Origin of the sequence: Pseudomonas sp. FW300-N2F2 (assembly GCF_017351655.1) — a bacterium.
Taxonomy (GTDB): domain Bacteria; phylum Pseudomonadota; class Gammaproteobacteria; order Pseudomonadales; family Pseudomonadaceae; genus Aquipseudomonas; species Aquipseudomonas fluorescens_AA.
Window position 1 is genome coordinate 711,288 of record NZ_JACNDQ010000004.1, and the last position, 25,035, is coordinate 736,322.

At 62.1% G+C, this 25,035-nt stretch carries 20 protein-coding genes; 11 read left to right on the plus strand and 9 right to left on the minus strand.

What is annotated here, in order from left to right; translation table 11 throughout:
- Positions 1-111 precede the first annotated feature (111 nt).
- The 6 genes from J4E63_RS29860 to J4E63_RS29885 form a co-directional block, all read right to left on the minus strand.
- Entirely contained in the window at positions 112-375 is a 264-nt protein-coding gene (locus tag J4E63_RS29860; RefSeq protein WP_060740273.1) for a hypothetical protein, read from the minus strand.
- A 382-nt stretch (positions 376-757) separates the two neighbouring features.
- The gene (locus tag J4E63_RS29865; RefSeq protein WP_207284114.1) at positions 758-1,921 is read right to left on the minus strand and encodes a gamma-butyrobetaine dioxygenase; all 1,164 of its coding nucleotides are present in this window, start codon (positions 1,919-1,921) and stop codon (positions 758-760) included.
- A 19-nt stretch (positions 1,922-1,940) separates the two neighbouring features.
- Positions 1,941-2,417 carry a thioesterase family protein gene (locus J4E63_RS29870; RefSeq protein ID WP_207284115.1) on the minus strand — a complete coding sequence of 159 codons (477 nt, stop codon included), beginning with the start codon at positions 2,415-2,417 and terminating at the stop codon, positions 1,941-1,943.
- A 163-nt stretch (positions 2,418-2,580) separates the two neighbouring features.
- Positions 2,581-3,546 (minus strand): L-carnitine dehydrogenase, encoded by a 966-nt coding sequence (locus J4E63_RS29875; protein ID WP_060740276.1) that lies wholly within the window; start codon positions 3,544-3,546, stop codon positions 2,581-2,583.
- Positions 3,547-3,728: 182 nt separating this feature from the next.
- A complete protein-coding gene (locus J4E63_RS29880; protein ID WP_060740277.1) occupies positions 3,729-4,616 on the minus strand; it encodes a 3-keto-5-aminohexanoate cleavage protein in 888 nt (295 codons plus the stop codon).
- 71 nt (positions 4,617-4,687) lie between these two features.
- Positions 4,688-5,632 (minus strand): choline ABC transporter substrate-binding protein, encoded by a 945-nt coding sequence (locus J4E63_RS29885; protein ID WP_207284116.1) that lies wholly within the window; start codon positions 5,630-5,632, stop codon positions 4,688-4,690.
- A gap of 192 nt (positions 5,633-5,824) precedes the next feature.
- On the opposite strand from J4E63_RS29885, the gene J4E63_RS29890 reads away from it, so the two are divergent.
- Together J4E63_RS29890 and J4E63_RS29895 are read left to right on the plus strand one after the other, a co-directional pair.
- Positions 5,825-6,784 carry a GlxA family transcriptional regulator gene (locus tag J4E63_RS29890; protein WP_060740279.1) on the plus strand — a complete coding sequence of 320 codons (960 nt, stop codon included), beginning with the start codon at positions 5,825-5,827 and terminating at the stop codon, positions 6,782-6,784.
- Between the two features lie 68 nt (positions 6,785-6,852).
- Positions 6,853-8,028: an AAA family ATPase gene (locus J4E63_RS29895; RefSeq protein ID WP_207284117.1), complete on the plus strand. Its 1,176-nt coding sequence runs from the start codon at positions 6,853-6,855 to the stop codon at positions 8,026-8,028.
- A 205-nt stretch (positions 8,029-8,233) separates the two neighbouring features.
- Here the strand turns inward: J4E63_RS29895 and J4E63_RS29900 are convergent, their stop codons facing one another.
- The 3 genes from J4E63_RS29900 to J4E63_RS29910 all read right to left on the minus strand — a co-directional run bounded on the left by J4E63_RS29900 (position 8,234) and on the right by J4E63_RS29910 (position 9,513).
- Positions 8,234-8,650: a DUF3010 family protein gene (locus J4E63_RS29900; protein ID WP_207284118.1), complete on the minus strand. Its 417-nt coding sequence runs from the start codon at positions 8,648-8,650 to the stop codon at positions 8,234-8,236.
- A gap of 32 nt (positions 8,651-8,682) precedes the next feature.
- A complete protein-coding gene (locus J4E63_RS29905; protein WP_103309265.1) occupies positions 8,683-9,006 on the minus strand; it encodes a helix-turn-helix domain-containing protein in 324 nt (107 codons plus the stop codon).
- Between the two features lie 105 nt (positions 9,007-9,111).
- Positions 9,112-9,513: a lysozyme inhibitor LprI family protein gene (locus J4E63_RS29910; protein ID WP_103309267.1), complete on the minus strand. Its 402-nt coding sequence runs from the start codon at positions 9,511-9,513 to the stop codon at positions 9,112-9,114.
- Positions 9,514-9,748: 235 nt separating this feature from the next.
- Between J4E63_RS29910 and J4E63_RS29915 the strand changes: the two genes are divergently transcribed.
- The 9 genes from J4E63_RS29915 (at position 9,749) to J4E63_RS29955 (ending at position 25,010) form a co-directional block, all read left to right on the plus strand.
- Positions 9,749-10,726 (plus strand): dipeptidase, encoded by a 978-nt coding sequence (locus tag J4E63_RS29915; RefSeq protein WP_030139307.1) that lies wholly within the window; start codon positions 9,749-9,751, stop codon positions 10,724-10,726.
- A 79-nt stretch (positions 10,727-10,805) separates the two neighbouring features.
- Entirely contained in the window at positions 10,806-11,336 is a 531-nt protein-coding gene (locus J4E63_RS29920) for a DUF5943 domain-containing protein (protein ID WP_207284119.1), read from the plus strand.
- A 15-nt stretch (positions 11,337-11,351) separates the two neighbouring features.
- Complete coding sequence (gene dgcA, locus J4E63_RS29925; protein ID WP_207284120.1) at positions 11,352-13,412, plus strand: NADH:flavin oxidoreductase; 2,061 nt, start codon at positions 11,352-11,354, stop codon at positions 13,410-13,412.
- A 170-nt stretch (positions 13,413-13,582) separates the two neighbouring features.
- A complete protein-coding gene (dgcB, locus tag J4E63_RS29930) occupies positions 13,583-15,532 on the plus strand; it encodes a dimethylglycine demethylation protein DgcB (RefSeq protein ID WP_103309268.1) in 1,950 nt (649 codons plus the stop codon).
- Complete coding sequence (locus J4E63_RS29935; RefSeq protein ID WP_207284121.1) at positions 15,532-16,752, plus strand: electron transfer flavoprotein subunit alpha/FixB family protein; 1,221 nt, start codon at positions 15,532-15,534, stop codon at positions 16,750-16,752. Before dgcB ends, J4E63_RS29935 begins: the two co-directional genes overlap by 1 nt.
- 13 nt (positions 16,753-16,765) lie before the next feature.
- The gene (locus tag J4E63_RS29940; protein WP_207284122.1) at positions 16,766-17,536 is read left to right on the plus strand and encodes an electron transfer flavoprotein subunit beta; all 771 of its coding nucleotides are present in this window, start codon (positions 16,766-16,768) and stop codon (positions 17,534-17,536) included.
- Positions 17,537-17,857: 321 nt separating this feature from the next.
- A complete protein-coding gene (locus tag J4E63_RS29945) occupies positions 17,858-18,424 on the plus strand; it encodes a GNAT family N-acetyltransferase (RefSeq protein WP_207284123.1) in 567 nt (188 codons plus the stop codon).
- 1,101 nt (positions 18,425-19,525) lie between these two features.
- Positions 19,526-22,978 (plus strand): GMC oxidoreductase, encoded by a 3,453-nt coding sequence (locus tag J4E63_RS29950; protein ID WP_207284124.1) that lies wholly within the window; start codon positions 19,526-19,528, stop codon positions 22,976-22,978.
- 163 nt (positions 22,979-23,141) lie between these two features.
- The gene (locus J4E63_RS29955) at positions 23,142-25,010 is read left to right on the plus strand and encodes a cytochrome c (protein WP_207284125.1); all 1,869 of its coding nucleotides are present in this window, start codon (positions 23,142-23,144) and stop codon (positions 25,008-25,010) included.
- Positions 25,011-25,035: the final 25 nt, after the last annotated feature.

Here is a 25,035-nt window from a genome sequence, read left to right on the forward strand (position 1 = left end):
AGCGCCTTCATCGCGAGCAAGCTCGCTCCCACAGGGCGATCGCCTGGGTGCAATAGAAAGTGTGCACACCAGGGATCACTGTGGGAGCGAGCTTGCTCGCGATTGGTTTTATCAGGCGCTGTGGTTTTGCTGGTAATTCATCAGCGCCGGCAACAGCTGCTTGTCGATTGCCTGGCGCACGGCCGGCAGGATGGTGGCGCTGCTGGTGTACATGTCCTTGACCATCCGCCGCAGTTCATTGGCGCGGGCCTGGTCCAAACCCCGCACAGCGCACTCGCAGGCCTGCTCGGCGGTGGAGCCACTGGGTATCTGCAGTCCCAGGGCCTTGAGATGGCCCAGCAGGTCTTCCTGGTCGATCAAATCGGCGTGCATCATGACGCTTTTCCTTGTTCAGGGATTGGGGTCGTGTCTCGATTCTGGTAGCCACCCGAAGCGGCGGCAAGGGCAAATGGTCGCAATGTCACGAATGACTATGGAGGCGTCGTTTTCGGTTAACTTGCCCAGGCCTGGACTGGGCACACTGGCCCCAAGCTGAATCACGATGGTTTGGTCACCCTCGCGCGACAGCTCCTCCAGTAACGCAACCTGCCCCGATCCTGTCACGGCTTGATCGGGGATTTTTTTGTCTGTGACAATCAGGGAGTGATGGGTTGTTCGTCAGGACGCTATCGCGAGCAAGCTCGCTCCCACAGGGGGTTGTGTCGTTCACGAAACCTAATGTGGGAGCGAGCTTGCTCGCGATGAACGATGACGCGGTCTACCTCTGCAACACCAGAATCCGCGACAACAATTCATCCCGATCCACATAACACCCCTGGAAATGCCGCGCGCCGGAAGCCGGGTCGAAGGCATTGCGCGCGTGAAGCGTGCGGCGGTTGTCGAAGCACCAGAGCTGGCCCGGTTCGAGACGCTGCACCAAGCGAAAGCGTGGCTCGCGGGTCAGGGCGATGAAGCGGCGGTAGGCGCGGTAGAGTTTGGGCATCTGCTCGACCGAGGTGTCGAACGGCCCACGCAGGAAGTTCGCCATGCGGATTTCCGAGACTTCTCCGAGGGCGTCCAGGGCGATGATCGGCGCCAGGCAGCGGTAGTCGCTGCGACGGTCCTTGTTGCGAAATTCAACCGGAATCCGGCACAAGGCGTCGAAGGCCTCGGGGTCTTCCTGGCGCAGGGTTTCGGCAATGGCAAAACCGTCGACAAAAATGCTCTCGCCACCGTCGGCGTCATTCACCAGGCAATGCAAGAACTGCAGCCCCGGCTGCAACTCCCGGGTCGGCAGGTCGCTGTGCAGCGGCAGGTTGAAAGCGGTGTAGGCGTTGCTGTCGGCATCGGCCTTGGACTGCACGTTGAACAGCACGCCGAAGTTGCTCTCGCGGATGAAGGCGATGCGTTGGGCTACCCGTTTCAGCGAACCGGGTTCGGTGGGCACGCCGCGCACTTGGGTCAGGCCGATGTCGCGCAGCGCCAGCAACCATTGCAGCAGCGCGTCGGTATCGTCCATCAGCGCCGGATAATCGAACACCGGCAGTGGCAGGTCGTGCCGCCACAGCTGGCGCCGGGGCTTGTTCGCCAGGCGTTCGGCCCGGGATTGATCGTCGTAGGCGTGGGCGCGCAACCAGCCCGGGTCGAAACGGCTCTGGTGGCCGTCCTGCCAGTCCACGCATAGGCAGCCTTCGTCGTCGAGGCGAATCGCGCCGGGGGCCATGTCCTCAGCGACATCGACGATTTCCAGCACCTGCTCGCGGGTGACGCTGTAGACGCATTGGGGGCAAGGGCAGTTGTCCCGTAACCATGGGTGATGAAAGGGGCTGGTCCGGCCATCGGCCCATATGACTTGCACCCGGTCGGCCAAGGGGGTTGCGGCGGTCAACGCGAAGATCAGGGGATAACGGCGGAAGTCGGCAAAAGCGGCGGCGGTGTTCATGCGATCTCCTGTGCGGGGCTTATCGGGCGGGGGGCAGGGCGATGACCCGACCGATGTAGGCTGGGGGCGGCAGGTCGGATTGCTCGTCCAGCAGGGCGTCGAGCCGGGCCAGGGTCTGCTCCGTGAAGGGCGCCGAGCGCGGGCCGGCCAGGTCGACGTGCAGCAGCATCTGTTCATTGCCGGCCAGTTCTTTATCCCCGCCAACCAGGTGCAGGCTGTGGTAGAGGTGCAGGCGTTTGGCGTCGTGGCCGATGAGCTGCGTGTGCACTTGCACCTCGGCCCCGAGCTTCACTTCGTGCAGGTAGTTGAGGTGTAGCTCGAGGGTGAACAGCGAGTGACCGCTGGCTTCGCGGTTCTGGCTGTCCAGGCCGAGCCGGTCCATCAGCGCGTCGGTGGCGTAGCTGAAGATCAGCAAGTAGAAGGCATCGCGCAGATGGCCGTTGTAATCGACCCATTCGGGGAGGATGCGGGTCTGATAGGTGGTGAGGGTGGGCATGATTCAGGTCCGACAATTGGGGTGACTGGGTTGGCGCTATCGCGAGCAAGCTCGCTCCCACAGGGATCTTCTGGGGGAAATAAAGAGCGTTCACACCGCGAAATCCTTGTGGGAGCGAGCTTGCTCGCGATGGGGCCAGGCCTGCTGGCCCCAAAACCAGGGTTTACTCTTCGAAAGCCATTCCATGCTTGGCCTTGGTGGTCTTCACCGCCTCCAGCACCGCCAGCAAACAATCATCACGATAGCGCTCCAGGGCCGAGATGCTGTGGCTGCCCAATTGCTCGCTCGTGCCGTCCACCACATCGTCGATCAGCTTCTCGGTCAGCTCCGGCGCTGGCAGGTAGGTCCAGGGCAGTTGCAGTGCCGGGCCGAACTGGGCCATGAAGTGCCGCATGCCGGCATCGCCACCGGCCAGGGTGTAGGTCAGGAACGTGCCCATGAATGACCAGCGCAGGCCGGCGCCAAAACGGATGGCATCGTCGATTTCCCCGGTGGTGGCGACGCCGTCGTTGACCAGGTGCAGGGCTTCGCGCCACAGCGCTTCGAGCAGGCGGTCGGCGATGAAACCGGGCACTTCCTTGCGTACGTGCAGCGGTCGCATGCCGAGGGATTCATACACCTGCATGGCCGCCTGCACCGCTTCGGGGGCGGTGTGCTTGCCACCGACCACTTCCACCAGCGGCAACAGGTAAACCGGGTTGAACGGGTGTCCGACCACGCAGCGTTCGGGGTGAGTGCAACCTTCGTAAAACTCGCTGGGCAACAGCCCCGAAGTGCTGGAGCCGATCAATGCATTCGGCTTGGCGGCTGCGCTGATCTGGCCGTGCAGTTCGAGCTTCAGTTCCAGGCGCTCGGGGGCGCTTTCCTGGATGAAGTCGGCGTCGCGCACGCATTCTTCGATGGTCGCGACAAAGCGCAGCCGATCCTGCGAGGCGCCAGGGGCCAGACCCTGTTTCTCCAGCGCGCCCCAGGCGTTGGCGACGCGTTTGCGCAATGCGGCCTCGGCACCCGGCGCCGGGTCCCAGGCGACGACGTCGAGGCCATGGGCCAAGGCCCGGCTGACCCAGCCGCTGCCGATCACGCCGCTGCCCAGGGCGGCGAAGGTCTTGATGTCGGTGATAAAGCTCATGGTGATTATCCTGAGTAATTCGCTGATTCCCTGTGGGAGCGAGCTTGCTCGCGATGACGGTATTCCAGGCGCAGCAAATGCACTGGATGCGCCGACGCTATCGCGAGCAAGCTCGCTCCCACACTTGATCTTGGGTGGTCTTGATATCTGCAGTCACTGCAGATCCAATGTGCGCGTTCGGGTTAGCCGCGCTGGGCCAGGCCCATTTTCTTGCGGCCCTCAGCCGGGGTGAGCACGCGGGCCCCGAGGCGGCTGAGGATTTCGCCAGCGCGTTCCACCAGTTGGCCGTTGGTGGCGAGCACGCCTTTATCCAGCCAGAGGTTGTCTTCCAGCCCGACCCGCACGTTGCCCCCCAGCAGCACCGCCTGGGCAGCCATCGGCATTTGCATGCGGCCGATGCCGAAGCCGGCCCACACCGCGTCGGCGGGCAGGTTGTCGACCATGGCCTTCATGGTGGTGGTGTCGGCCGGCGCGCCCCATGGGATGCCCAGGCAGAGCTGGAACAGCGGGTTGTCCAGCAAGCCTTCCTTGATCAGTTGCTTGGCGAACCACAGGTGCCCGGTGTCGAAGATTTCCAGTTCGGCCTTGACCCCCAGCTCGGTGATCCGCTTGGCCCCGGCCCGCAGTTGCGCCGGGGTGGAGACGTAAATGGTGTCGCCGTCGCCGAAGTTCAGGGTGCCGCAATCCAGCGTACAGATTTCCGGCAACAGTTCTTCGACGTGGGCCAGGCGGGTCAGCGGACCCACCAGGTCGGTGTTGGGGCCGAACTCCATCGGCCGCTCGCCCGCACCGATTTCCAGGTCACCGCCCATGCCGGCGGTGAGGTTGACGATGATGTCCACATCCGCCTCACGGATGCGCTCCATCACTTCGCGGTACAGCGCCACGTCGCGGCTGAACTTGCCAGTCTGCGGGTCGCGGACGTGGCAGTGGACCACGGTGGCACCGGCCTTGGCGGCTTCGACGGCAGCGGCGGCGATCTGTTTCGGGGTGACCGGCACGTGGGGGCTCTTGGCGGTCGTGTCGCCAGCACCGGTGAGTGCGCAGGTGATGATGACGTCGTGGTTCATGGTGCGGATTCCTTCAGGCGTGGTGAGTCACCGCGCAGCCGTTCGGTGCTGCGCAGAGGGAGAGCGTTTGGTCAGTTACTGGTGAGTTTCAGGTTGTCGGCGGCCGGCTTGCCGTCGAAGGTGGTCACACCGTCGAGCCAGCGCTGCTTGTCTTGCGGATGATCCTTGAGCCATTGCCGGGCCGATTCGAGCGGATCCTTGTGATCGAGCAGCGGCTGCATCATCCGGCTCTCGTCTTCGGCGGTGAAGGTCAGGTTGCTCAGCAAGCGACCGACGTTCGGGCATTGCTCGGCGTAGTTCGGCGCAGTGACGGTCCAGATGGTGGCCATGCCTTCGTTCGGGCCGAGGGCGTCTTCGCTGCCGGTGAGGTAGGTCATTTGCACGTTGACGTTCATCGGATGCGGCGCCCAGCCAAAGAACACCACGGCTTCCTTGCGCCGTACGGCGCGGTCCACGGCGGCGAGCATGCCGGCTTCGCTGGACTCCACCAGTTGGAATTTGCCCAGGCCGAACTGGTTCTTGGCGATCATCGCCTTGATCTGGGTGTTGGCGCCGGAGCCGGGTTCGATGCCGTAGATCTTGCCCCCCAACTCTTTTTCGAATTTGGCGATATCGGCGAAGGTCTTCAGGCCCTTGTCGGCCAGGTAGGTCGGCACGGCCAGGGTGGCGCGGGCGTCCTTGAGGCTGGGTTGTTCCAGGACCTTGACCTGCTTGGCTTCGACGAATGGGGTGATGGTCTGGGTCATCAGCGGGTTCCAGTAGCCCAGGAACAGGTCCAGGCGCTGGTCACGAATGCCGGCGAAGATGATTTGCTGGGAGGCGCTGGTCTGCTTGGTCGTGTAGCCGAGGCCGTCGAGCATCACTTGGGTCAGGGCGCTGGTGGCGATGACGTCGGTCCAGTTGACTACGCCCAGGCGCACGTTCTGGCACGCGGCGGGTTCAGCGGCCATGGCGGTGCCATTCATTAAGGTGGTAGCGCTGAGTGCAAGAACGCAGGAGCTGATCAGTCGTTTCATGTCGGGTTCCTCGGCAGCTTATTGTTATGGGGCCCGGTGTCTGTGCGCCGGTGATGCCAAGTTACGCAGCCCGAAGCGTGGCAAAACGCACAGCGGCGACGTGCTCTTGCACTGCAGCGACCTGCGCCCTTGAACGACGCTTGCAACTGGCGTATCAAGGTCCGCACGCTACCCGTCGACCGAGTGCGCTCCATGTCCCAGGATTTCTACTTCTTGTTGATGCCGGGCTTTTCAGCCATCGGTTTCATCTCGGCCATCGAGCCGTTGCGGGTCGCCAATCGCTTTCGTGGCGAGCTGTATCGCTGGCATGTGTTGAGCGTCGATGGCGGGGCGGTGCTGGCGAGCAATGGCATGTCGGTCAACGCCGATGCCGCGCTGGAGCCGTTGAAGAAGGGCGCGACCCTTTGGGTGGTGGCGGGATTCGAACCACTGAAGTTCGCCACCCCGGCCCTGGAGCGCTGGTTGCATCGGTTGGACAACGAAGGCGTGATCCTGGGCGGCATCGACACCGGCAGCGTGGTTCTGGCCGAGGCGGGGCTGCTGGAAGGGCATCGCGTGACCTTGCACTGGGAGGCGATCGAGGCGTTCAAGGAGTCTTATCCGCAGCTTGGCGTGACTCAGGAACTGTTTGAAATCGACCGTCGCCGCATCACTTGCGCCGGTGGCACCGCGTCCATCGACCTGATGCTCGACCTGATCGGCCAGGCCCATGGTTCGGAGCTGGCGATCCAGGTCAGCGAACAGTTCGTGCTCGGCCGCATCCGCCCGCGCAAAGATCACCAGCGCATGGAGATCGCCAACCGCTATGGCATTCGCAACAAGAAGTTGGTGCACGTCATCGGCGAGATGGAAACCCACAGCGAACCGCCCCTGAGCACCTTGGCCCTGGCCGAGTCGATCAACGTCACCCGCCGCCAGCTCGAACGCCTGTTCCGCCTGCACCTGAACGACACCCCGAGCAACTTCTACCTGCGGCTGCGCCTGGAGAAAGCCCGGCAACTGCTGCGCCAGACCGACATGAGCGTACTGGAGGTCAGTATTGCCTGCGGTTTTGAATCACCGTCGTATTTCACCCGCAGTTACCGAGCACGGTTCGCGCGCTGTCCACGGGAAGATCGGCGGCGGCAGGGGGATGGGCGGGAGGTGGTTTGACAGGCTTTTATACTCAATTATACTCGCGACTATAAATTATACCTGCAGCCATAATTGAGTATAAAACCATGTCCAAGCACCCCGGTTTTGTATTCCGGCGCCCTGATCTGGCCCGCAATATTGTCGAGGGGCTGGTCGGCGCCGGGATCCAGGATTACACCTCAGGCCTGTTCCTGGCCGCGCCGAGACGTACCGGAAAAAGTACGTTCCTGCGTGAAGACTTGATTCCCGAGTGCGAAACCCGCGGCTGGCTCGCGGTCTACGTCGACCTGTGGGCCAACAAGGAGAAAGACCCTGCCGACCTGATCGCTTCGGCAATCGCCGGGGCATTGGTGCCTTATGAAAAGGGGATCCGCAAGCTGGCCAAATCCATGGGCATCGACAAACTCAGCTTCTTGCGCACGTTGTCCTGGGATTTCAGCCTGCCGCAACTGCCCGAAGGGGCGACGCTGACCCAGGCTTTGGAGTTGTTGCACAGTGCGGCCGGTAAAACCGTGGTGCTGGTGATCGACGAAGCCCAGCATGCGTTGACCACCGAGGCCGGGGTCAACGCCATGTTCGCCCTCAAGGCCGCCCGCGACCAACTCAACCAAGGGCGCGAGGGTGATACCAGCGGCCTGCGCCTGGTGTTCACCGGCTCCAATCGCGACAAACTCGCGCACTTGGTACTCAGCCGTAACCAACCGTTCTACGGATCCAGCATCACCTCGTTCCCATTGCTGGGTAAAGAGTTCACCAAAGCCTACGCTGCCCATTTGAACGCGCATCTGGCCCAAACCAATCAGTTCAATGCCGATGACTTGGACCAGGCCTTCGAGTTGGTAGGGCGCCGCCCTGAAATGCTGCGCAGCATCATTGGCGAAATTGCCTTGGAACTGGGCGAGGCGAGCCACTTGGGCGAATTGCTGCGCAACAGCGCGCAAATGCTCCGTGCTGGCGTCTGGACCGAGTTTGAAAGCGCCTGGAACGCCTTGACGGTGCCGCAACGAGCAGTGCTGCAGGTCATGGCCGAGCGCTCGCAAAACAACGAACCCTTTGCGCCCTTCACCGATTCAACGCTGGACGCCGTGGGCAAGGTGCTCAGGAGCATGGGGAGCGAAGTCGTGCCTGGCACCCAGACCATCCAATCCTGCATCGACGCGCTGCGTGACAAGGAACTGGTGTGGAAGTCCAATCGCGGTGGTTACGCCTTGGAGGACAAAGCGTTTGCGGATTGGTTGAAGGGGTATCGCAAGCAACATTGAACCTGGGAATACATTCTGTGGCGAGGGAGCTTGCTCCCGCTGGGTGCGCCCTGTAGGAGCTGTCGAGTGCAACGAGGCTGCGATCTTTCCCCAGACACTTGAATCCCAAGCGAAAGATCAAAAGATCGCAGGCTTCGCCAGCTCCTACAGAGCCGAGCGGGAGCAAGCTCCCTCGCCACAGGTATTGTGTTCGGCTGGAAAAGGGCTATTTCTTCATCAGTGCCGAGCACGCCGCCTTGTACGCCTCGTGCTGATACTTGTTCAGCGTCGCCGGCAAGGCGAAGTCATGTTTCTTGTGCTGCGCGTTGAGGGTCTGCGGTGACAGCAGTGTCACCTCGCAGCCTTCCAGCAACTGGAAAACCCCTTCAATCTTGAACGTGGTGGGTCCGCCGGCGAACTCGCCTTTCTTGCTGCGCTTCTTGATGGCGATGCGTTCAATGCCATGTTCAGCCACGAACGCCCGTACCTGGGCGGCAAACGCCTTGACGTTGGCGGCTTCGTCATCGTCGTCCAAGGCGATTTTCTTGGTGTTCAGCGCGATGTGAGTCAACGCCTGCTGCTCCAGCGAGGCAACGGCGATGATCGCTTCGCTGCCTTTGATTTCGATACCGCAGGTTTTCATGGGAGTCTCTTTGCTCGGTGGTGACGTACAGCTTACAGCTCTAACTGATCAGCATGGATACCAAAGGCAGCGGCAATTTTCTCTCGAGTAGCCCGGCGAGGCTTTGCGACCGATTCCTGCTGGGCAAACGCCGGTTGAGAAATACCCAGTCGCCTGGCGACTTCATCCTGAGTCAGATTCAAGTGTTCGCGCCAGGCGCGGATAGGCGTAGCGCCGTCGACGATACGGCTGACCACTTCGTGAGGGATCAGATCGGGTTCCAGTTTTTGTGCAACGTATTGTGCGTACGGAATGACCACAAATGCCGGGTTTCCGTCTGCATCGTTGATGATCTGAATATCAGTAGGTGCGTTCATCATGGAAAAAATATAAGTCTTTTATAAGATTTTCGAATCCTGACTTATATTCCTTCCAGGGCCAACGCGTGAACGATGTCTGGATATTGCTCCGTGGATAACCCTTTACTCCTGCCCAATCGACTCCAAAAACTCCGACCGATCATCGCTCACCTGGGCCATGCAGTCGTTTTCGGCGATTTTGTAGGCTTCGCTGCCGGGTTTGGCTGGGAAGGCGGCGATGGCGCAGTCGGCGTCGCGCTGTTTTTGCCACAGTTGTTGGGCGGCCTTGACCTTGGCGGTGATGTCGTTGAGTTGCGCCTTGTCGCTGGCGTAGCGGGTTTGCAGGCGCTCGTTGAGGCTCTGCAGGTTTTCGTTGAGCAATTGCTCGGCGGCGGTCTTGCCGTAGGCCGAGCAGGCCAGGGTCTGGACGTCGTTTTCAACTTCGTCGCAGGGATTGGGCTCGGTGTCTTCGGTTGCGTGTGCCAGGGTGCTGATCAGTGCCAAAGCCAGGAAGATTGATTTCATCGCGTTGCCGCTCAAGTCCAGTGAAAACCAGTGATGCGGCGGATTCTGGCGCAACCGTCGGGTAAAGAACAGACGGGCAGGGTGGGCCTGTCGTAGCCCATTGTCGTGGATTGACGCTTTCGGCAATTCCCCTGTCGTTTTTGCACCGGGTCGCGACGGCCCTCAGGCATATGCTGGCCCCAAAGCGCCGGCACACGATTCGGCGCATGAATCGCTGACAAAAGGGGACTGCCTGATGAGCCCAGCCGAATTGCACGCCGACAGCATCGTTATCGACGGGCTGATTATTGCCAAGTGGAACCGCGACCTGTTCGAAGACATGCGCAAGGGCGGCCTGACCGCAGCCAACTGCACCGTGTCGGTGTGGGAAGGTTTCCAGGCCACCATCAACAACATCGTCGCCAGCCAGAAGCTGATCCGCGAGAACAGCGACCTGGTGATTCCGGTGAAAACCACCGCCGACATCCGTCGCGCCAAGGAACAGGGCAAGACCGGCATCATCTTCGGCTTCCAGAACGCCCACGCCTTCGAAGACCAGCTCGGCTACGTCGAGATCTTCAAGCAACTGGGCGTCGGTGTGGTGCAGATGTGCTACAACACCCAGAACCTGGTGGGCACCGGTTGCTACGAGCGTGACGGCGGCCTGTCGGGCTTCGGTCGCGAGATCGTCGCCGAGATGAACCGTGTCGGCATCATGTGCGACCTGTCCCACGTCGGTTCCAAGACCTCCGAAGAAGTCATCCTCGAATCGAAGAAGCCGGTGTGCTACTCCCACTGCCTGCCGTCCGGCCTGAAAGAGCACCCGCGCAACAAATCCGATGAAGAGCTGAAGTTCATCGCCGACCACGGCGGTTTCGTCGGCGTGACCATGTTCGCGCCGTTCCTGGCCAAGGGCATCGATTCGACCATCGACGACTACGCCGAAGCCATCGAATACACCATGAACATCGTCGGTGAGGACGCCATCGGCATCGGTACCGACTTCACCCAGGGCCACGGTCAGGATTTCTTCGAAATGCTGACCCACGACAAGGGCTACGCCCGTCGTCTGACCAGCTTCGGCAAGATCATCAACCCCCTGGGCATCCGCACCGTGGGCGAGTTCCCGAACCTCACCGAGACGCTGCTCAAGCGCGGCCATCCTGAGCGGGTGGTGCGCAAGATCATGGGTGAAAACTGGGTCAACGTGCTGAAAGACGTCTGGGGCGAATAACCGCCGCCGCATCGCTAATCCTCTACCTGCGGCCCTCTGCGCCGCAGGCAATACCACGAATTTCCGGAGTCAAGTTTTCATGGCCAAGATCGCCCCGCAACTGCCTATCGAAGTCGACAGCGAAACCGGTATCTGGACGTCCGACGCCCTGCCGATGCTGTACGTACCGCGTCACTTCTTCGTCAACAACCACATGGGCATCGAAGAAGTGCTGGGCGCCGACGCCTACGCCGAGATTCTCTACAAGGCCGGCTACAAATCCGCCTGGCACTGGTGTGAAAAAGAAGCCGAATGCCACGACCTGGAAGGCGTCGCGGTGTTCGAGCACTACATGAAGCGCCTGTCCCAGCGTGGCTGGGGCCTGTTCAAGATCCAGGACATCGACCTGGATAAAGGCACCGCCAGCGTCAAGCTCGAACACTCGGCGTTCGTCTATGTGTACGGCAAGGTCGGGCGCAAGGTCGACTACATGTTCACCGGCTGGTTCGCCGGCGCCATGGACCAGATCCTCGCCGCTCGTGGCAGTTCGATCCGCACCGTGGCCGAGCAGGTCTATGGCGGTTCCGAAGAAGGCCACGACGACGGCCTGTTCATCGTCAAGCCGTTGTAAGTCGAGGATTGCGCCATGGCTTTTGAAGCAATGTTCCAGCCGATCCAGATCGGCAAGCTGACCATCCGCAACCGCGTGCTCAGCACCGCGCACGCCGAGGTCTACGCCACCGACGGCGGCATGACCACCGACCGGTACGTGAAGTATTACGAAGAAAAGGCCAAGGGCGGCATCGGCCTGGCGATCTGTGGTGGCTCGTCGGTGGTTGCCATCGACAGCCCGCAGGAATGGTGGAGCTCGGTGAACCTGTCCACCGACCGCATCATCCCGCACTTCCAGAACCTGGCCGACGCCATGCACAAGCATGGCGCCAAGATCATGATCCAGATTACCCACATGGGCCGTCGCTCGCGCTGGGACGGTTTCAACTGGCCGACCCTGATGTCGCCGTCCGGCGTGCGTGAGCCGGTGCACCGTGCCACCTGCAAGACCATCGAGCCGGAAGAAATCTGGCGGGTGATCGGCAACTACGCCCAGGCGGCACGGCGTGCCAAGGCCGGTGGCCTGGACGGCGTCGAGCTGTCCGCCGTGCACCAGCACATGATCGACCAGTTCTGGAGCCCGCGGGTCAACAAGCGTACCGACGAATGGGGCGGCAGCTTCGAAGGCCGCATGAAGTTCGGCCTGGAAGTGCTGAAGGCCGTGCGCGCCGAAGTGGGCGACGATTTCTGCGTGGGCATGCGCCTGTGCGGCGACGAGTTCCACCCGGACGGCTTGTCCCACGAGGACATGAAGCAGATCGCCAAGTACTACGACGACACCGGCATGCTGGATTTCATCGGCGTGGTGGGCTCGGGTTGCGACACCCACAACACCCTGGCCAACGTCATCCCGAACATGAGTTATCCACCGGAGCCGTTCCTGCACTTGGCCGCCGGTATCAAGGAAGTGGTCAAGGTCCCGGTGCTGCACGCGCAGAACATCAAGGACCCGAACCAGGCCACGCGGATCCTGGAAGGCGGTTACGTCGACATGGTCGGCATGACCCGTGCCCACATCGCCGACCCGCACCTGATCGCCAAGATCAAGATGGGCCAGATCGACCAGATCAAGCAGTGCGTGGGCGCGAACTACTGCATCGACCGTCAGTACCAAGGCCTGGACGTGCTGTGCATCCAGAACGCCGCGACGTCCCGTGAATACATGGGCGTGCCGCACATCATCGAGAAGTCCACCGGGCTCAAGCGCAAAGTGGTCGTCGTCGGTGCCGGCCCGGCCGGGATGGAAGCGGCGCGTGTCGCTGCCGAACGTGGGCACGACGTGACCCTGTTCGAGAAGAAAGAATTCATCGGCGGGCAGATCACTACCGCCTCGAAAGCCCCGCAACGGGACCAGATCGCCGGTATCACTCGCTGGTTCCAACTGGAACTGGCGCGGCTGAAAGTCGACCTGCGCCTGGGCGTGGCGGCTGACGCGGCGACGATCATGGACCTGCGTCCGGATGTGGTAGTGCTCGCCGTCGGCGGCCATCCGTTCCTGGAGCAGAACGAACACTGGGGCGCCGCCGAAGGGCTGGTGGTCAGCAGTTGGGACGTGCTCGACGGCAAGGTCGCGCCGGGCAAGAACGTGCTGGTCTACGACACCATTTGCGAGTTCACCGGCATGTCGGTGGCCGACTTCCTCGCCGACAAGGGCAGCCAGGTCGAGATCGTCACCGACGACATCAAGCCGGGCGTGGCCATTGGCGGGACTTCGTTCCCCACGTACTACCGCAGCATGTACCCCAAGGAAGTGATCATGACCGGGGACATGATGCTGGAGAAGGTCTACCGCGAAGGCGACAAGCTGGTGGCGGTGCTGGAGAACGAATACACCGGCGCCAAGGAAGAACGCGTGGTGGACCAGGTGGTGGTGGAAAACGGCGTGCGGCCGGACGAAGAAATCTACTACGCGCTCAAGGAAGGTTCGCGCAACAAAGGCCAGATCGACGTCGAAGCCTTGTTCGCGATCAAGCCCCAGCCGTGCCTGGAGCAGAGCGGCGATGGCTACCTGCTGTTCCGCATCGGTGACTGCGTGGCCCAGCGTAATACCCACGCGGCCATCTACGACGCCCTGCGGTTGTGCAAGGATTTCTAACGGCTTGTGGATAACCCTGTGGGAGCGAGCTTGCTCGCGATAGCGGTGGATCAGGCGACATTTATGTTGGATCTGAGTCCGTCTTCGCGAGCAAGCTCGCTCCCGCAGGGATCGAGCAAGACATCCAGGTTTCTGTGCCTGCAAGACCTGAGGTCTTTGGGAGCTTCACCATGCTGAACACCCTTCTTCCAATCCTGCTGTTCGCAGCCCTGGGCCTCGCGGTCCTCGGCGCCTTGCGGCGGGTGAACATGTGGCGCCGGGGACGACCGGCCAAGGTCGACCTGATCGGCGGTCTCTTTGCCATGCCCAAGCGCTACATGGTGGATTTGCACCACGTAGTGGCGCGGGACAAATACATTGCCAACACCCACGTCGCCACGGCCGGTGGTGCGGTGGCGTCGGTGGTGCTGGCGATTCTGGTCCACGGGTTTGGCCTGCATAACCGTTTCCTCGGCTATGCGTTGCTGTTGATGTCGGCCGTGATGTTCGTCGGTGCGATCTTTGTCTACCTGCGTCGGCGCAATCCGCCGGCCCGTTTGTCCAAGGGCCCGTGGATGCGCCTGCCGAAAAGCCTGTTGGCGTTTTCGGCGTCGTTCTTCCTGGTGACCCTGCCGGTGGCGGGCATCCTGCCGGAGAACTTCGGCGGTTGGCTGGTGGCGGCGGTCCTGGGTGTCGGTGTGCTGTGGGGCGTCTCGGAACTGTTCTTCGGCATGACCTGGGGCGGGCCGATGAAGCACGCCTTCGCCGGTGCCCTGCACCTGGCTTGGCACCGCCGCGCCGAGCGCTTTGGCGGCGGCCGTTCCACCGGTCTCAAGCCGCTGGACCTGAACGATCCCGCCGCGCCACTGGGCGTGGAGAAACCCAAGGACTTTACCTGGAACCAACTGCTGGGCTTCGACGCCTGCGTGCAGTGCGGCAAGTGTGAGGCTGCCTGCCCGGCGTTCGCGGCCGGCCAGCCGTTGAACCCGAAAAAACTCATCCAGGACATGGTCGTCGGCCTGGCCGGCGGCACCGATGCGAAATTCGCTGGCAGCCCATACCCGGGTAAACCTGTGGGCGAACATGCGGGTAATCCCCATCAGCCGATCGTCAACGGCCTGGTAGACGCCGAGACCCTGTGGTCCTGCACCACCTGCCGGGCGTGCGTCGAGGAATGCCCGATGATGATCGAGCACGTCGATGCCATCGTCGACATGCGCCGCCACCTGACCCTGGAAAAAGGCGCCACGCCGAACAAGGGCGCCGAGGTGCTGGAAAACCTCATCGCCACCGACAACCCTGGCGGCTTTGCCCCGGGCGGGCGGATGAACTGGGCGGCGGACCTGAACTTGAACCTGCTCAGCGAGAAGAAATCCACCGACGTGCTGTTCTGGGTCGGCGACGGTGCCTTCGACATGCGCAACCAGCGCACCTTGCGCGCCTTCGTCAAAGTGCTGAAGGCGGCGAAAATCGATTTTGCCGTGCTCGGCCTCGAAGAACGCGACAGTGGCGACGTGGCCCGGCGCCTGGGTGACGAAGCGACGTTCCAGCTGTTGGCCAAACGCAACATCCAGACCCTGGCCAAATACAGCTTCAACCGCATCGTCACCTGCGACCCCCACAGCTTCCACGTGCTGAAAAACGAATACGGCGCCTTCGATGGCAACTATTTGGTGCAGCACCACAGCACCTACCTGGCGGAGATTATCGACGCCGGTGCGCTGAACCTCGGCCAGCACAAGGGCGACAGCGTGACCTATCACGACCCGTGCTACCTGGGCCGCTACAACGGCGAATACGAGGCGCCGCGCCAGGTGCTGCGTGCGCTGGGTATCGAGGTCAAGGAGATGCAGCGTTCCGGTTTCCGTTCGCGTTGCTGCGGCGGTGGTGGCGGTGCGCCGATCACTGACATTCCAGGCAAGCAGCGGATTCCTGACATGCGCATGGACGACATTCGCGAAACCGGCGCTGAGCTGGTGGCGGTGGGTTGTCCACAGTGCACCGCGATGCTCGAAGGCGTGGTCGAACCACGGCCAATGATCAAGGACATTGCCGAACTGGTGGCTGACGCACTGCTTGAAGACGCAGCCCCGAGCAAGCCCGTGGCCCCAGCCAAACGTGAACCTGCGGAGGTGCATTAATGAGCGACATCATCCGCCGCGACCCTCGCGCCGAGTGGATCGCCCGCAACCGCCTGCACCCGCTGCACGCGGCCATGCAACCGGTACAACACAGCTGGATGGGCCCCAACGGCGTCATTCGCAAGAACGTCCATGGCATCGGTTTCATCGGCCCCAACGGCATCAAGCGCATCGACCGCAGCGGTGCCCAGCAGGGTGGCGCGAGCAAGCGTACCGCCGCGACCGAAGTGCAATTGCCGCTGCATCAGGTGCCGCAACCGGCGTTCTACATCAGTGTGGTGCCGGACATGGTCGGTGGTCGCCTCAGCAGCCACGACCGCGATCTGCTGGGCCTGGCCCATCAGCTTGCGGGGACGGACGGCGCGGTGCTGGCCGTGGTCTTCGGCGAGCACAAGGAAAACGCCTTCGCCACGGCCGGTGTCGACCGCTTGCTGGTACTGGAAGGTGAGGCCTTCAGCGGTTATGCACCGGAACAACGGGTGCAGGGTCTGCGGGCTGTGGATAACCAATTCAACCCACGCCATTGGCTGCTGCCCGACAGCCGTACCGGTGGCGGTGAACTGGGCCGGCGTTTTGCCGCAGCCCTGGGCGAGCGCCCGGCCACGCGGGTCTGGCAGGTCAAGGGCGAGGAGTGCATTGGCCGCGCCGGTGCGGGCCTGCAAGACTTGGCCCGGCCATTGGCGCGCTTGATCCTGGCAGCGGCCGAATGCGCCGAACCGGTCAGCGAAACCCGCCACGAAGCCTTGCCGGTGGAGTTATCCACAAGCGTGGCCCGCAGCTTGTCGCGAATCGAAGATCTCGGTGCAGTGGCGGTGGACCCGGGTGCGATCCCGATGGCCGAGGCCGAATTCATTTTCTCTGGCGGCAACGGGGTCAAGGACTGGGCGCTGTTCCACCAGACCGCTGCGGCCCTGGGCGCCACCGAAGGCGCTTCGCGGGTGGCGGTGGACGACGGCTTCATGGCTCGCGATCGCCAGGTCGGTGCGTCCGGTACCTGGGTCACGGCACGGGTCTACGTGGCGGTGGGGATTTCCGGGGCGATCCAGCACCTGCAAGGCATCGGTGCCTGCGACAAGGTGGTGGCGATCAACCTCGACCCAGGCTGCGACATGATCAAACGGGCAGACCTGTCGGTGATCGGTGACAGCGCGGCGATTCTCCAGGCCTTGATCGCGGCGGTAGAGGCTTACCGCAACGAAGCCAAGCGCGATGCGGCTTAAGAAGGATAAGTTGATGAGTACCCAAGTGATCAGCCTCGTGTCCATTGGCGCCCACCCCACTTCCGGTCGGCCCCGGCGCGCCGAACAGGACGCCCGGGCCGTGGAACTGGGCCTACAACTGGCTGGCAACGACCTGCAAGTGCTGCACGCCGGTGACGTGGCCGAACCGGCCCTGCGCGCCTACTTGGGCATGGGCCTGGATGAACTCCACGTCCTGGAAAATCCCGACGGGGCCGACGCCCTGCCGGCCCTGACCGACTACCTGCGTGACGCTGGCGCCCAAGTGGTGCTCACCGGCAGCCAGGCGGAAACCGGTGAAGGCTCGGGCATGCTTCCCTTTTTGCTGGCGGAAAACCTCGGTTGGCCGTTGGTGGTGGGGCTGGCCCAGGTCGAGTCCATCGACAGTGGCGTGGCCCTGGTGCTGCAAGCCTTGCCCCGCGGCCAACGGCGCCGTCTCAAAGTGCGCCTGCCATTCCTGGCCACTGTGGATAACGCCGCGCCAAAACCTCGGCAAAGCGCCTACGGCCCGGCCCGGCGTGGGGCATTGCATGCCGAGGAAGTCGAAGTGATCGACGACACCTTGCTGGCGGTGGCGACCCTGCAACCGGCCAAGCCACGCCCCAAGCGCTTGAAAGTGATCAAGGCCAAGAGCGGAGCCGACCGCATGAAAGCCGCCACGGCCAAGGCCAGCGGCGGAGGCGGGCAAGTGCTCAAGGGCGTGAGCCCGGAGGCCGGGGCCGAGGCCATTCTCAAGCTGTTGATTGAGGAAGGGGTCGTTCGCTAAACCCAGGAATACCTGAATCCCTTTGTGGGAGCGAGCTTGCTCGCGATGGCGGTATGTCAGGTTGCATCTTCTTCGCTGACACGCCGCTATCGCGAGCAAGCTCGCTCCCACAGGAGGGCAGTGTTTGCCCACCCTTGCTGTGCGCCTCTGTGGATAACCTGCTCGGCCCCCCCGCCGTAAACCAGGCCATCCAGGCCTGCGCTCAAGCCCCCCCACCTGACCTACTGCAACATCCGGCCATAAAACCGCTGGCCTGGCGGGTTGCCGTGACTCAAGCCTGTGGGTGAAAAAGGTCGTTTCATCGCCAATGGAGTCCTATCAATGGAAGTAGCAATTCGCCCGGCCTTGCCCACGGATGCACGGGAGATCGCCCGTCTGTTCCGGATTTCCTCAGAGGGTGCGTCGGATTACATCTGGAGCCAGCTGGCGAAGCCAGACCAGGATCTGCTTGACGTGGGCGCCGCGCGTTATGCCCGGGAAGGTGTCGATTTTTCCTACCAGAACTGCCTTGTCGCCCAGGCCAACGGACAGGTCATCGGCATGATGCACGCTTATGTCACGCGTCATGATCCACAGGCGGCCCCAGTCACAGACCCGGTCCTGGCGCCCTACGCCGACATGGAAGTGCCCGACACCCTCTATATCTCAAGCTTGGCCCTGCATGAAGGCTGGCGTAACAAGGGGCTCGGCGTTCGCTTCCTCGAACTGGCGCAACAGCGTGCCGATCAACTGGCACTCAAGGGCCTGAGCCTGATCGACTACGCCGCGAATACCGGCGCCCGGCGTTTTTATGAGCGCCATGGCTTTGGCATCGTCAAAACCTGTCAGGTCGTCCCGCATCCGTTGATTCAAGTAACGGGCGCGGCCTACCTCATGCATCGGCCGTAGCCGGCACGGCGGCCCTGAAACCCTGTGGGAGCGAGCTTGCTCGCGAAAGCGGTATTTCAGGCTACATTTTCGTCGCTGACACACTGCATTCGCGAGCACGCTCGCTCCCACAGGTAATGTGTTTACCCACAATCCTTGTGTATCCGCCTGTGGATAACCTGTTCGCCCCTCGCTGTACCCCATGAAAATCAGGCCCTGCCGGCCTGCGGTCAAAAAGTAGCCAGTCTAACCTACGGTTTTTATTGGTTTTTGTTTGTGAATAACGACCCCTTCCAGCTGAAACTTGCCCCCAATCTCTGTTGGCGCTTCTGTGGATAAGATGTTCGCTCAACGCTGCAAGCCATACGGGACGTGGTGCTCAGTGGATTGATCATAAAATGATCGATTGGTGTTTTTTATCGGTAAAACCTCCGGAAAACCGCGATTTACAAGCCGTCCAAGGGGTTTTCCACAGAATCGTCAAAATTACCCCCAAACACTGTTGGCGCTTCTGTGGATAAGGTGTTTGCTCACTGCCACAGCCCATGCTTATCGGGGCTTACAGGGAGTTGGTCAAAAAACAACCGATAGGCCAGTAAAACCGGCATTGTCCATAAGTCACGGTTTTTATTCACTTTGCCGGGGAGAAAATGCCCGACTTACGCACACTTGTCCCCATTTGCTGTGGGTGGCCATGTGGATAACTTGTTCGCCAAACGCTGCAGGCCACGGCCTGCATAGCGCAAATCGCGATAGATCAAATTTCATACAGTTCTAAGGCCCAACCTTGACGCAGGTCTGTCGGCTGTCTTCACTTCCATGGCACAAGGACATCGCACTTTATCCACATCAGGTTCAGGGAGAACACATGATGGATAGCAAGCACCCCCGCTCGCACCCGCTCCCCCTGCTGACCTGCGTCCCGGCACCGCCCACTTCGCTGCATAAACGCATCCACCGTCGCGCCGCCAATCAGCGTGCACGTCTATAGCGTCCGTTTTTTCCCCCTGTAGCACCGCTGACTGCCGCTGGACCCTGCACGGGACAGTGGCCAGGCGTTCGTGCGCCTGTCGATTTGCAGGCAACCGCAGAGTTGCCCCTTCTGCCTGAGAGGACTTGAACATGACACGGATCTCAACCCCCATCAGTGATATCCAGGAGCACTACGACGTCATCGTCATCGGTTCCGGCTACGGTGGCGGTATTGCTGCCTCGCGCCTGTCCCGGGCCGGACGCAAGGTGTGCCTGCTGGAGCGTGGCCGGGAGATCCAGCCCGGCGAATACCCCAACACCCTGCTCGCGGCCACCGAGGAACTGCAGGTCCATGACCCGGACGGGCATATCGGCTCGCGCACCGGGCTGTTCGACCTGCACGTCAACGCCCAGCAGAACGTGGTGGTCGGTTGCGGCCTGGGCGGCACGTCGCTGATCAATGCCAACGTTGCGCTGGAGCCGGAGCCTGGCGTGTTCGACGACCCACGCTGGCCCCTGGCGGTACGGGAGCACCGCGACACGCTGCTCAAGGACGGCTACGCCCGGGCCCGGGAGATGCTCAAGCCCAACCCTTACCCGGCTTCAGCACCGAACCTGCCCAAGCTCGACGCTCACAAGAAGTCGGCCGATTACCTCAAGCAAGGCGCGCATTTCTACAAGCCGCCGATCAACGTGACCTTCGACAAGCTACCCAACAACCTCAACCACGTCGGTGTCGAACAGTTGCCCTGCAATGGCTGTGGCGATTGCGTCTCGGGCTGTAACAACAAAGCCAAGAACACTACGCTGATGAATTACCTGCCGGATGCCTGGAACCACGGCGCGGAGATTTTCTGCCAGGCCGAGGTGCGCCACCTGGAGCGCGACGGCGACGGCTGGATCGTGCACTTCCAATACCTGGACAGCGGCCGCGAGCTGTTCTCGGCGCCCACGTTGTTCGTGCGGGCCGATATCGTGGTGGTGTCCGCCGGCACCCTGGGCTCCACCGAAATCATGTTGCGCTCGCGGGACAAGGGCCTGGCCATGTCCGGCCAACTGGGCGAGCACATGAGCGGCAACGGCGACATCCTCGGCTTCGGCCACAACTGCGACCAGGTCATCAACGGCATCGGTTTCGGCGCCCATCCGGCCAAGGAACTGGAGCCGGTGGGGCCATGCATCACCTCAGTCATCGACATGCGCACCGAAGGTGACTGGCGCAGCCGCATGGTCATCGAGGAGGGTTCGATTCCCGGCGCCCTCGGCCGAGCCATGGTGCCGAGCATGGCGGCGTTTGCCGAAATGATCGGCGTGCCCACCGACACCGGTTTCGGTGCCAGCCTCAAGTACAAGGGCCGGGAGGCCGAGAGCTTCCTGCGCGGGCCGTATTACGGCGCGCTGCACAACATGCAGACCTACTTGATCATGAGCCATGACAACGCCAAGGGTCGCATGCTGCTCGACAACAAGGACCAGTTGCGCATCGACTGGCCCGGCGTCGGCGAACAGGAGAACGTTACCCTTGGCAACGAGCGGCTGCACCAGAGCACCAAGGCCCTGGGCGGGATCTGGGTGGAGAACCCGATCTGGACCAAGCTGCTCAAGCACAGCATCGTTTCGGTCCACCCCCTGGGCGGTTGCGTGATGGGCGAGGACGCCACGCAAGGGGTGGTCAACCATAAGGGCCAGGTGTTCAGTGGCGCCAGCGGCACCGATGTCTACCCGGGCCTGTACGTGACTGACGGTGCGGTGATCCCCACGTCCCTGGCGGTCAACCCACTGCTGACCATCTCGGCGGTAAGCGAGCGCAACATGGGGTTGCTGGCGGCCGACCGTGGCTGGATCATCGACTACACGCTGCCCTCGGCCCCGCGCAAAACGGTGGCGCCGCCGACCCTCGGCGTGCAGTTCACCGAAACCATGAAGGGCTACTTCTCCACGGCCTTCACTCAGGCACAGGGCACCGATCTGAGCCTGTACGAGGCGGCGGCCAAGCGCGGCAAGGCCGACAACTCGCCCATCGAGTTCACCCTGACCATCACCGCCGCCGACCTCAACCGTCTGATCAAGGAGCCGGAACACGCCGCCACCCTGGTGGGCACCCTCGATGCACCGCTGCTCTCACCGCAACCGCTGGTGGCCAGCAACGGGGTGTTCAACCTGTTCGAGCAGTACCAGGAACAGGTCGGCGTACGGCACATGAACTACGACATGAAGCTGACCGCCGAGGACGGCAGCGACTATTACTTCAGCGCCTTCAAGACCGTGCCCGAGGACAACGGCGTGCTGAATATCTGGCACGACACCAGCACGCTCTATGTCACGCTCTATCGCGGGCCGGACAAGACCGGCGCAGTGATTGGCTGCGGCGTGATGCACATCCTGCCGGCCGACTTCGCCAAGCAGATGACCACCATGAAAGTGCTCAACGCGCGCAACGAGCGTGAGCGCGTGGAGGCGCTGGCGCGATTCGGCAAGTTCTTTGCCGGGATCCTGTGGGAGAGCTACGGCGGTGTCTTCGCCGGCGACGTCTATTTCAACCCGGACGCGCCGCCCCGGTTGAAACGGCCGTTGGATGCGCCGGCGCCGGCCGTGCATTTCTTCCAGACCGAAGACAACGTCGAGCTGCGCCTGACCCGTTATCAGGCCGGCACCAAAGGCCCGGTGATGTTGGTCCATGGCTTGGGCGTGGGCTCGAACATTTTCTCCACCGACACCATCCACACCAACCTGCTGGAATACCTCTGCAAGCACGAATACGACGTCTGGCTCCTGGATTTACGGGTGAGCATCCTGCTGCCGGCCAGCAAGCATGAATGGAACGGCGACCAGGTGGCCCAGTACGATTTCCAGGCCGCCATCGAGCAGATCCAGCAAGCGACCCTGGCCCGTGACGTGCAGTGCGTGGTGCATTGCTACGGCGCGACGACGTTCTTCATGTCGATGCTGGCGGGGCTGCAGGGCGTGCGCTCGGTGGTCTGCTCGCAGATCGCCGCCGACACGGTGGTCGCCACCGCCACCGGTCTGAAGGCCGGTTTGCACTTGCCGGGAATGCTCGATGCCATCGGCATCAAGTCCCTCACGGCCTACGCCGACACCAAGGAAAGCTGGTTCAACAAACTCTACGACAAGGCCCTCAACGGCTATGCCCGGATCGAGGCCCAGGGCTATTGCACCAACCCGGTCTGCCATCGCATCACGTTCATGTATGCCTCGCTGTACCGCCACGACACCCTCAACGAAACCCTGCACGACAACCTGCATGAGCTGTTCGGCGAGTCGAACATCCAGACCTTCGAGCACCTGGCGCTGATCGTGCGCAAGGGGCACCTGGTGGACTTCAAGGGCAACGACGTCTACATGCCGCATTTCGATCGGTTGAAGTTGCCGATCTGTTTCATCAGCGGCGCCGACAACCAGTGTTACCTGCCGCAAAGCACCCTCAAGACCTACGAGCGACTGTGCGAGATGCATGGCCCGCAGTTGTTCAGCCGCCACGAAGTGCCGGGGTATGGCCATATCGACTGCATGTTCGGCAAGGATGCGGTGGTGGATGTGTATCCGATCATTCTTGGGCACCTGGAAAAGACCGCTCTCGGTTGACGCAAGACCGAGTGGTCTGCATCGCGAGCAAGCTCGCTCCCACAGGGGCCATGTGCCGCTGATTTTGTGCACGCCACACATCCAGTGTGGGAGCGAGCTTGCTCGCGATGGCGATCGTCAGAGCGCCGCATATCGTGAGCCAAGAATTAAGGAAAAGGATGCCATGAACACTTACATCCGCTGGTTCCAACGCATTATCTGGGTCGGGATTGTCATGAACATGTTCTTCGCGATCCCGGCGTTGTTCGCGCCGGCATTGCTGACGTCCATGATCGGCCTGCCACCTGTCTTGTCCGATCCCTGGCTGGAGAACGCCGGCATGTTGCTGGTGGGGATCAGCCTGTTCTACATGCCCTCTGGGTTCAACGCGCCGCGTTTCGTGGTGCATTCGTGGTTGTGCGTGCTGTCGCGGCTGGTGGCGGTGGTGTTCTGGATCTATCTGATCAACACCAATAACCAGGGCCAATTGTTTGTGCCGATGTTGATGGGCGACCTGAGCATGTTCCTGATCCTGGGCGTGCTGCTGTACCTGGGCAGCCCGGTGGCCAATCGTCCGCTGGCCCTACTGTGCGCCGGTTGGCGGGAATGGCGCGCCGGCTGGGCGCTGCGCTGGCAGAGCCACGGGTTCAAGGTCGGCATGTTGGTGGTGGTCGTGTTGCTGGGTTTCATTGGCTACCAGACCTGGTACCAAATGATCCGGGAGGTACCGCAACCGGATTTCGCCTCCGACGAAGACCATTACAAATACGCCGCCATCGGCCTGGGCATCGAGGCGCGGATTCCCTACTACCTGTTCGCCGTGCTGCCGCAAATGTGCCCGGAAAAACTGCCCAAGCCCGGCGGCTACGAAGTGTTCGGGTTTCTCTATGAAAACGGCAAAGACCTGCCCATCGGCATGGCCAAGCGGCAACTCGGTTACCCCACGGTCGAACCCAATTGCGCCCTGTGCCACACCGGCTCCTACCGGGCCAATGCCACTGACGTGGCAGTGCCGGTCGCCGCCGCGCCGGCCAATACCCTGCAACTGCAAGCCTTCCAGTGGTTCGCCTACGATTGCGCCAGCGACCCGAAATTCACCCCCGAGGCGGTGATGGCGGCGATCAATGGCAAGTTCCAGCTGGGTTTTTTCGAAAAACAGTACAACCGTTACTTGATCATCCCGATGGCCAAGAGTGCGCTGCTCAAGCAGAAGCAGGCCTATGCTTGGCAGAAGCTGCGTCCGGCCCAGGGGCCTGGGCGGACCGATACCTTCAACCCGACCAAAATGGTGGTGTTCGGCTTCCCGGATGACTCCACCATCGGCACCGTGGATCTGCCACAGGTCTGGAACCAGAAACCCCGGGAGTCGATGTACCTGCATTGGGACGGCAATAACAACCAGATCCACGAGCGCAACTACGCAGCGGCCATGGCCGTGGGCGCGACGCCGGAATCGGTGCTGCCGCCGAGTTTCAACCGGGTGACCAACTGGCTGCTGGGCCACAAGGCACCGGCCTGGCCGTTCGCCCTGGACTCGGCGAAAGTCGCCCAGGGCAAACCGATCTGGGAGAAAAACTGCGCGAGCTGCCATGATTTCGGCCGCAGCGACACCGGCCAGGTCACCACCAACATCGACCAGTTGGGCACTGATCCCCATCGCCTGAATTCCTTCACCACGGGCCTGGTGACGGCGTTCCACGGCTTCAAGAAACCGCCGTTCGACTTTGGCGCCTACCGCAAGACCCAAAGCTACAGCAACACCCCCACCGACGGCATCTGGCTGCGGGCGCCGTACCTGCACAACGGTTCGGTGCCAACCCTGTGGGATTTGCTGCAAGCGCCGGAACAGCGTCCGCAGGTGTTCTACACCGGCTCTGACATTTACGACCAGGAGAAGGTCGGCTTCGTCACCCGCGGTGCACAGATGAAAGCGTCGGCGGATTTCAAATACGACACCCGCCTGGAAGGCAACCACAACGGCGGCCACCTGTATGGCACGCAACTGTCGGACGTCGACAAACGGGCCCTGATCGAGTTCATGAAGACCCTGTAGCCCAGGGCATTGCGAAGGAGCGTTC

What these genes read in the sequence shown, in the direction of transcription:
- J4E63_RS29865 (WP_207284114.1), bottom strand. Translation starts at nt 1,921, where the DNA reads ATGAACACCGCCGCCGCTTTTGCCGACTTCCGCCGTTATCCCCTGATC.
- J4E63_RS29860 (WP_060740273.1), bottom strand. Translation starts at nt 375, where the DNA reads ATGATGCACGCCGATTTGATCGACCAGGAAGACCTGCTGGGCCATCTC.
- J4E63_RS29935 (WP_207284121.1), top strand. Translation starts at nt 15,532, where the DNA reads ATGAGCGACATCATCCGCCGCGACCCTCGCGCCGAGTGGATCGCCCGC.
- J4E63_RS29915 (WP_030139307.1), top strand. Translation starts at nt 9,749, where the DNA reads ATGAGCCCAGCCGAATTGCACGCCGACAGCATCGTTATCGACGGGCTG.
- J4E63_RS29890 (WP_060740279.1), top strand. Translation starts at nt 5,825, where the DNA reads ATGTCCCAGGATTTCTACTTCTTGTTGATGCCGGGCTTTTCAGCCATC.
- J4E63_RS29875 (WP_060740276.1), bottom strand. Translation starts at nt 3,546, where the DNA reads ATGAGCTTTATCACCGACATCAAGACCTTCGCCGCCCTGGGCAGCGGC.
- J4E63_RS29900 (WP_207284118.1), bottom strand. Translation starts at nt 8,650, where the DNA reads ATGAAAACCTGCGGTATCGAAATCAAAGGCAGCGAAGCGATCATCGCC.
- J4E63_RS29920 (WP_207284119.1), top strand. Translation starts at nt 10,806, where the DNA reads ATGGCCAAGATCGCCCCGCAACTGCCTATCGAAGTCGACAGCGAAACC.
- J4E63_RS29945 (WP_207284123.1), top strand. Translation starts at nt 17,858, where the DNA reads ATGGAAGTAGCAATTCGCCCGGCCTTGCCCACGGATGCACGGGAGATC.
- J4E63_RS29870 (WP_207284115.1), bottom strand. Translation starts at nt 2,417, where the DNA reads ATGCCCACCCTCACCACCTATCAGACCCGCATCCTCCCCGAATGGGTC.
- J4E63_RS29910 (WP_103309267.1), bottom strand. Translation starts at nt 9,513, where the DNA reads ATGAAATCAATCTTCCTGGCTTTGGCACTGATCAGCACCCTGGCACAC.
- J4E63_RS29880 (WP_060740277.1), bottom strand. Translation starts at nt 4,616, where the DNA reads ATGAACCACGACGTCATCATCACCTGCGCACTCACCGGTGCTGGCGAC.
- dgcA (WP_207284120.1), top strand. Translation starts at nt 11,352, where the DNA reads ATGGCTTTTGAAGCAATGTTCCAGCCGATCCAGATCGGCAAGCTGACC.
- dgcB (WP_103309268.1), top strand. Translation starts at nt 13,583, where the DNA reads ATGCTGAACACCCTTCTTCCAATCCTGCTGTTCGCAGCCCTGGGCCTC.
- J4E63_RS29905 (WP_103309265.1), bottom strand. Translation starts at nt 9,006, where the DNA reads ATGAACGCACCTACTGATATTCAGATCATCAACGATGCAGACGGAAAC.
- J4E63_RS29895 (WP_207284117.1), top strand. Translation starts at nt 6,853, where the DNA reads ATGTCCAAGCACCCCGGTTTTGTATTCCGGCGCCCTGATCTGGCCCGC.
- J4E63_RS29940 (WP_207284122.1), top strand. Translation starts at nt 16,766, where the DNA reads ATGAGTACCCAAGTGATCAGCCTCGTGTCCATTGGCGCCCACCCCACT.
- J4E63_RS29955 (WP_207284125.1), top strand. Translation starts at nt 23,142, where the DNA reads ATGAACACTTACATCCGCTGGTTCCAACGCATTATCTGGGTCGGGATT.
- J4E63_RS29950 (WP_207284124.1), top strand. Translation starts at nt 19,526, where the DNA reads ATGACACGGATCTCAACCCCCATCAGTGATATCCAGGAGCACTACGAC.
- J4E63_RS29885 (WP_207284116.1), bottom strand. Translation starts at nt 5,632, where the DNA reads ATGAAACGACTGATCAGCTCCTGCGTTCTTGCACTCAGCGCTACCACC.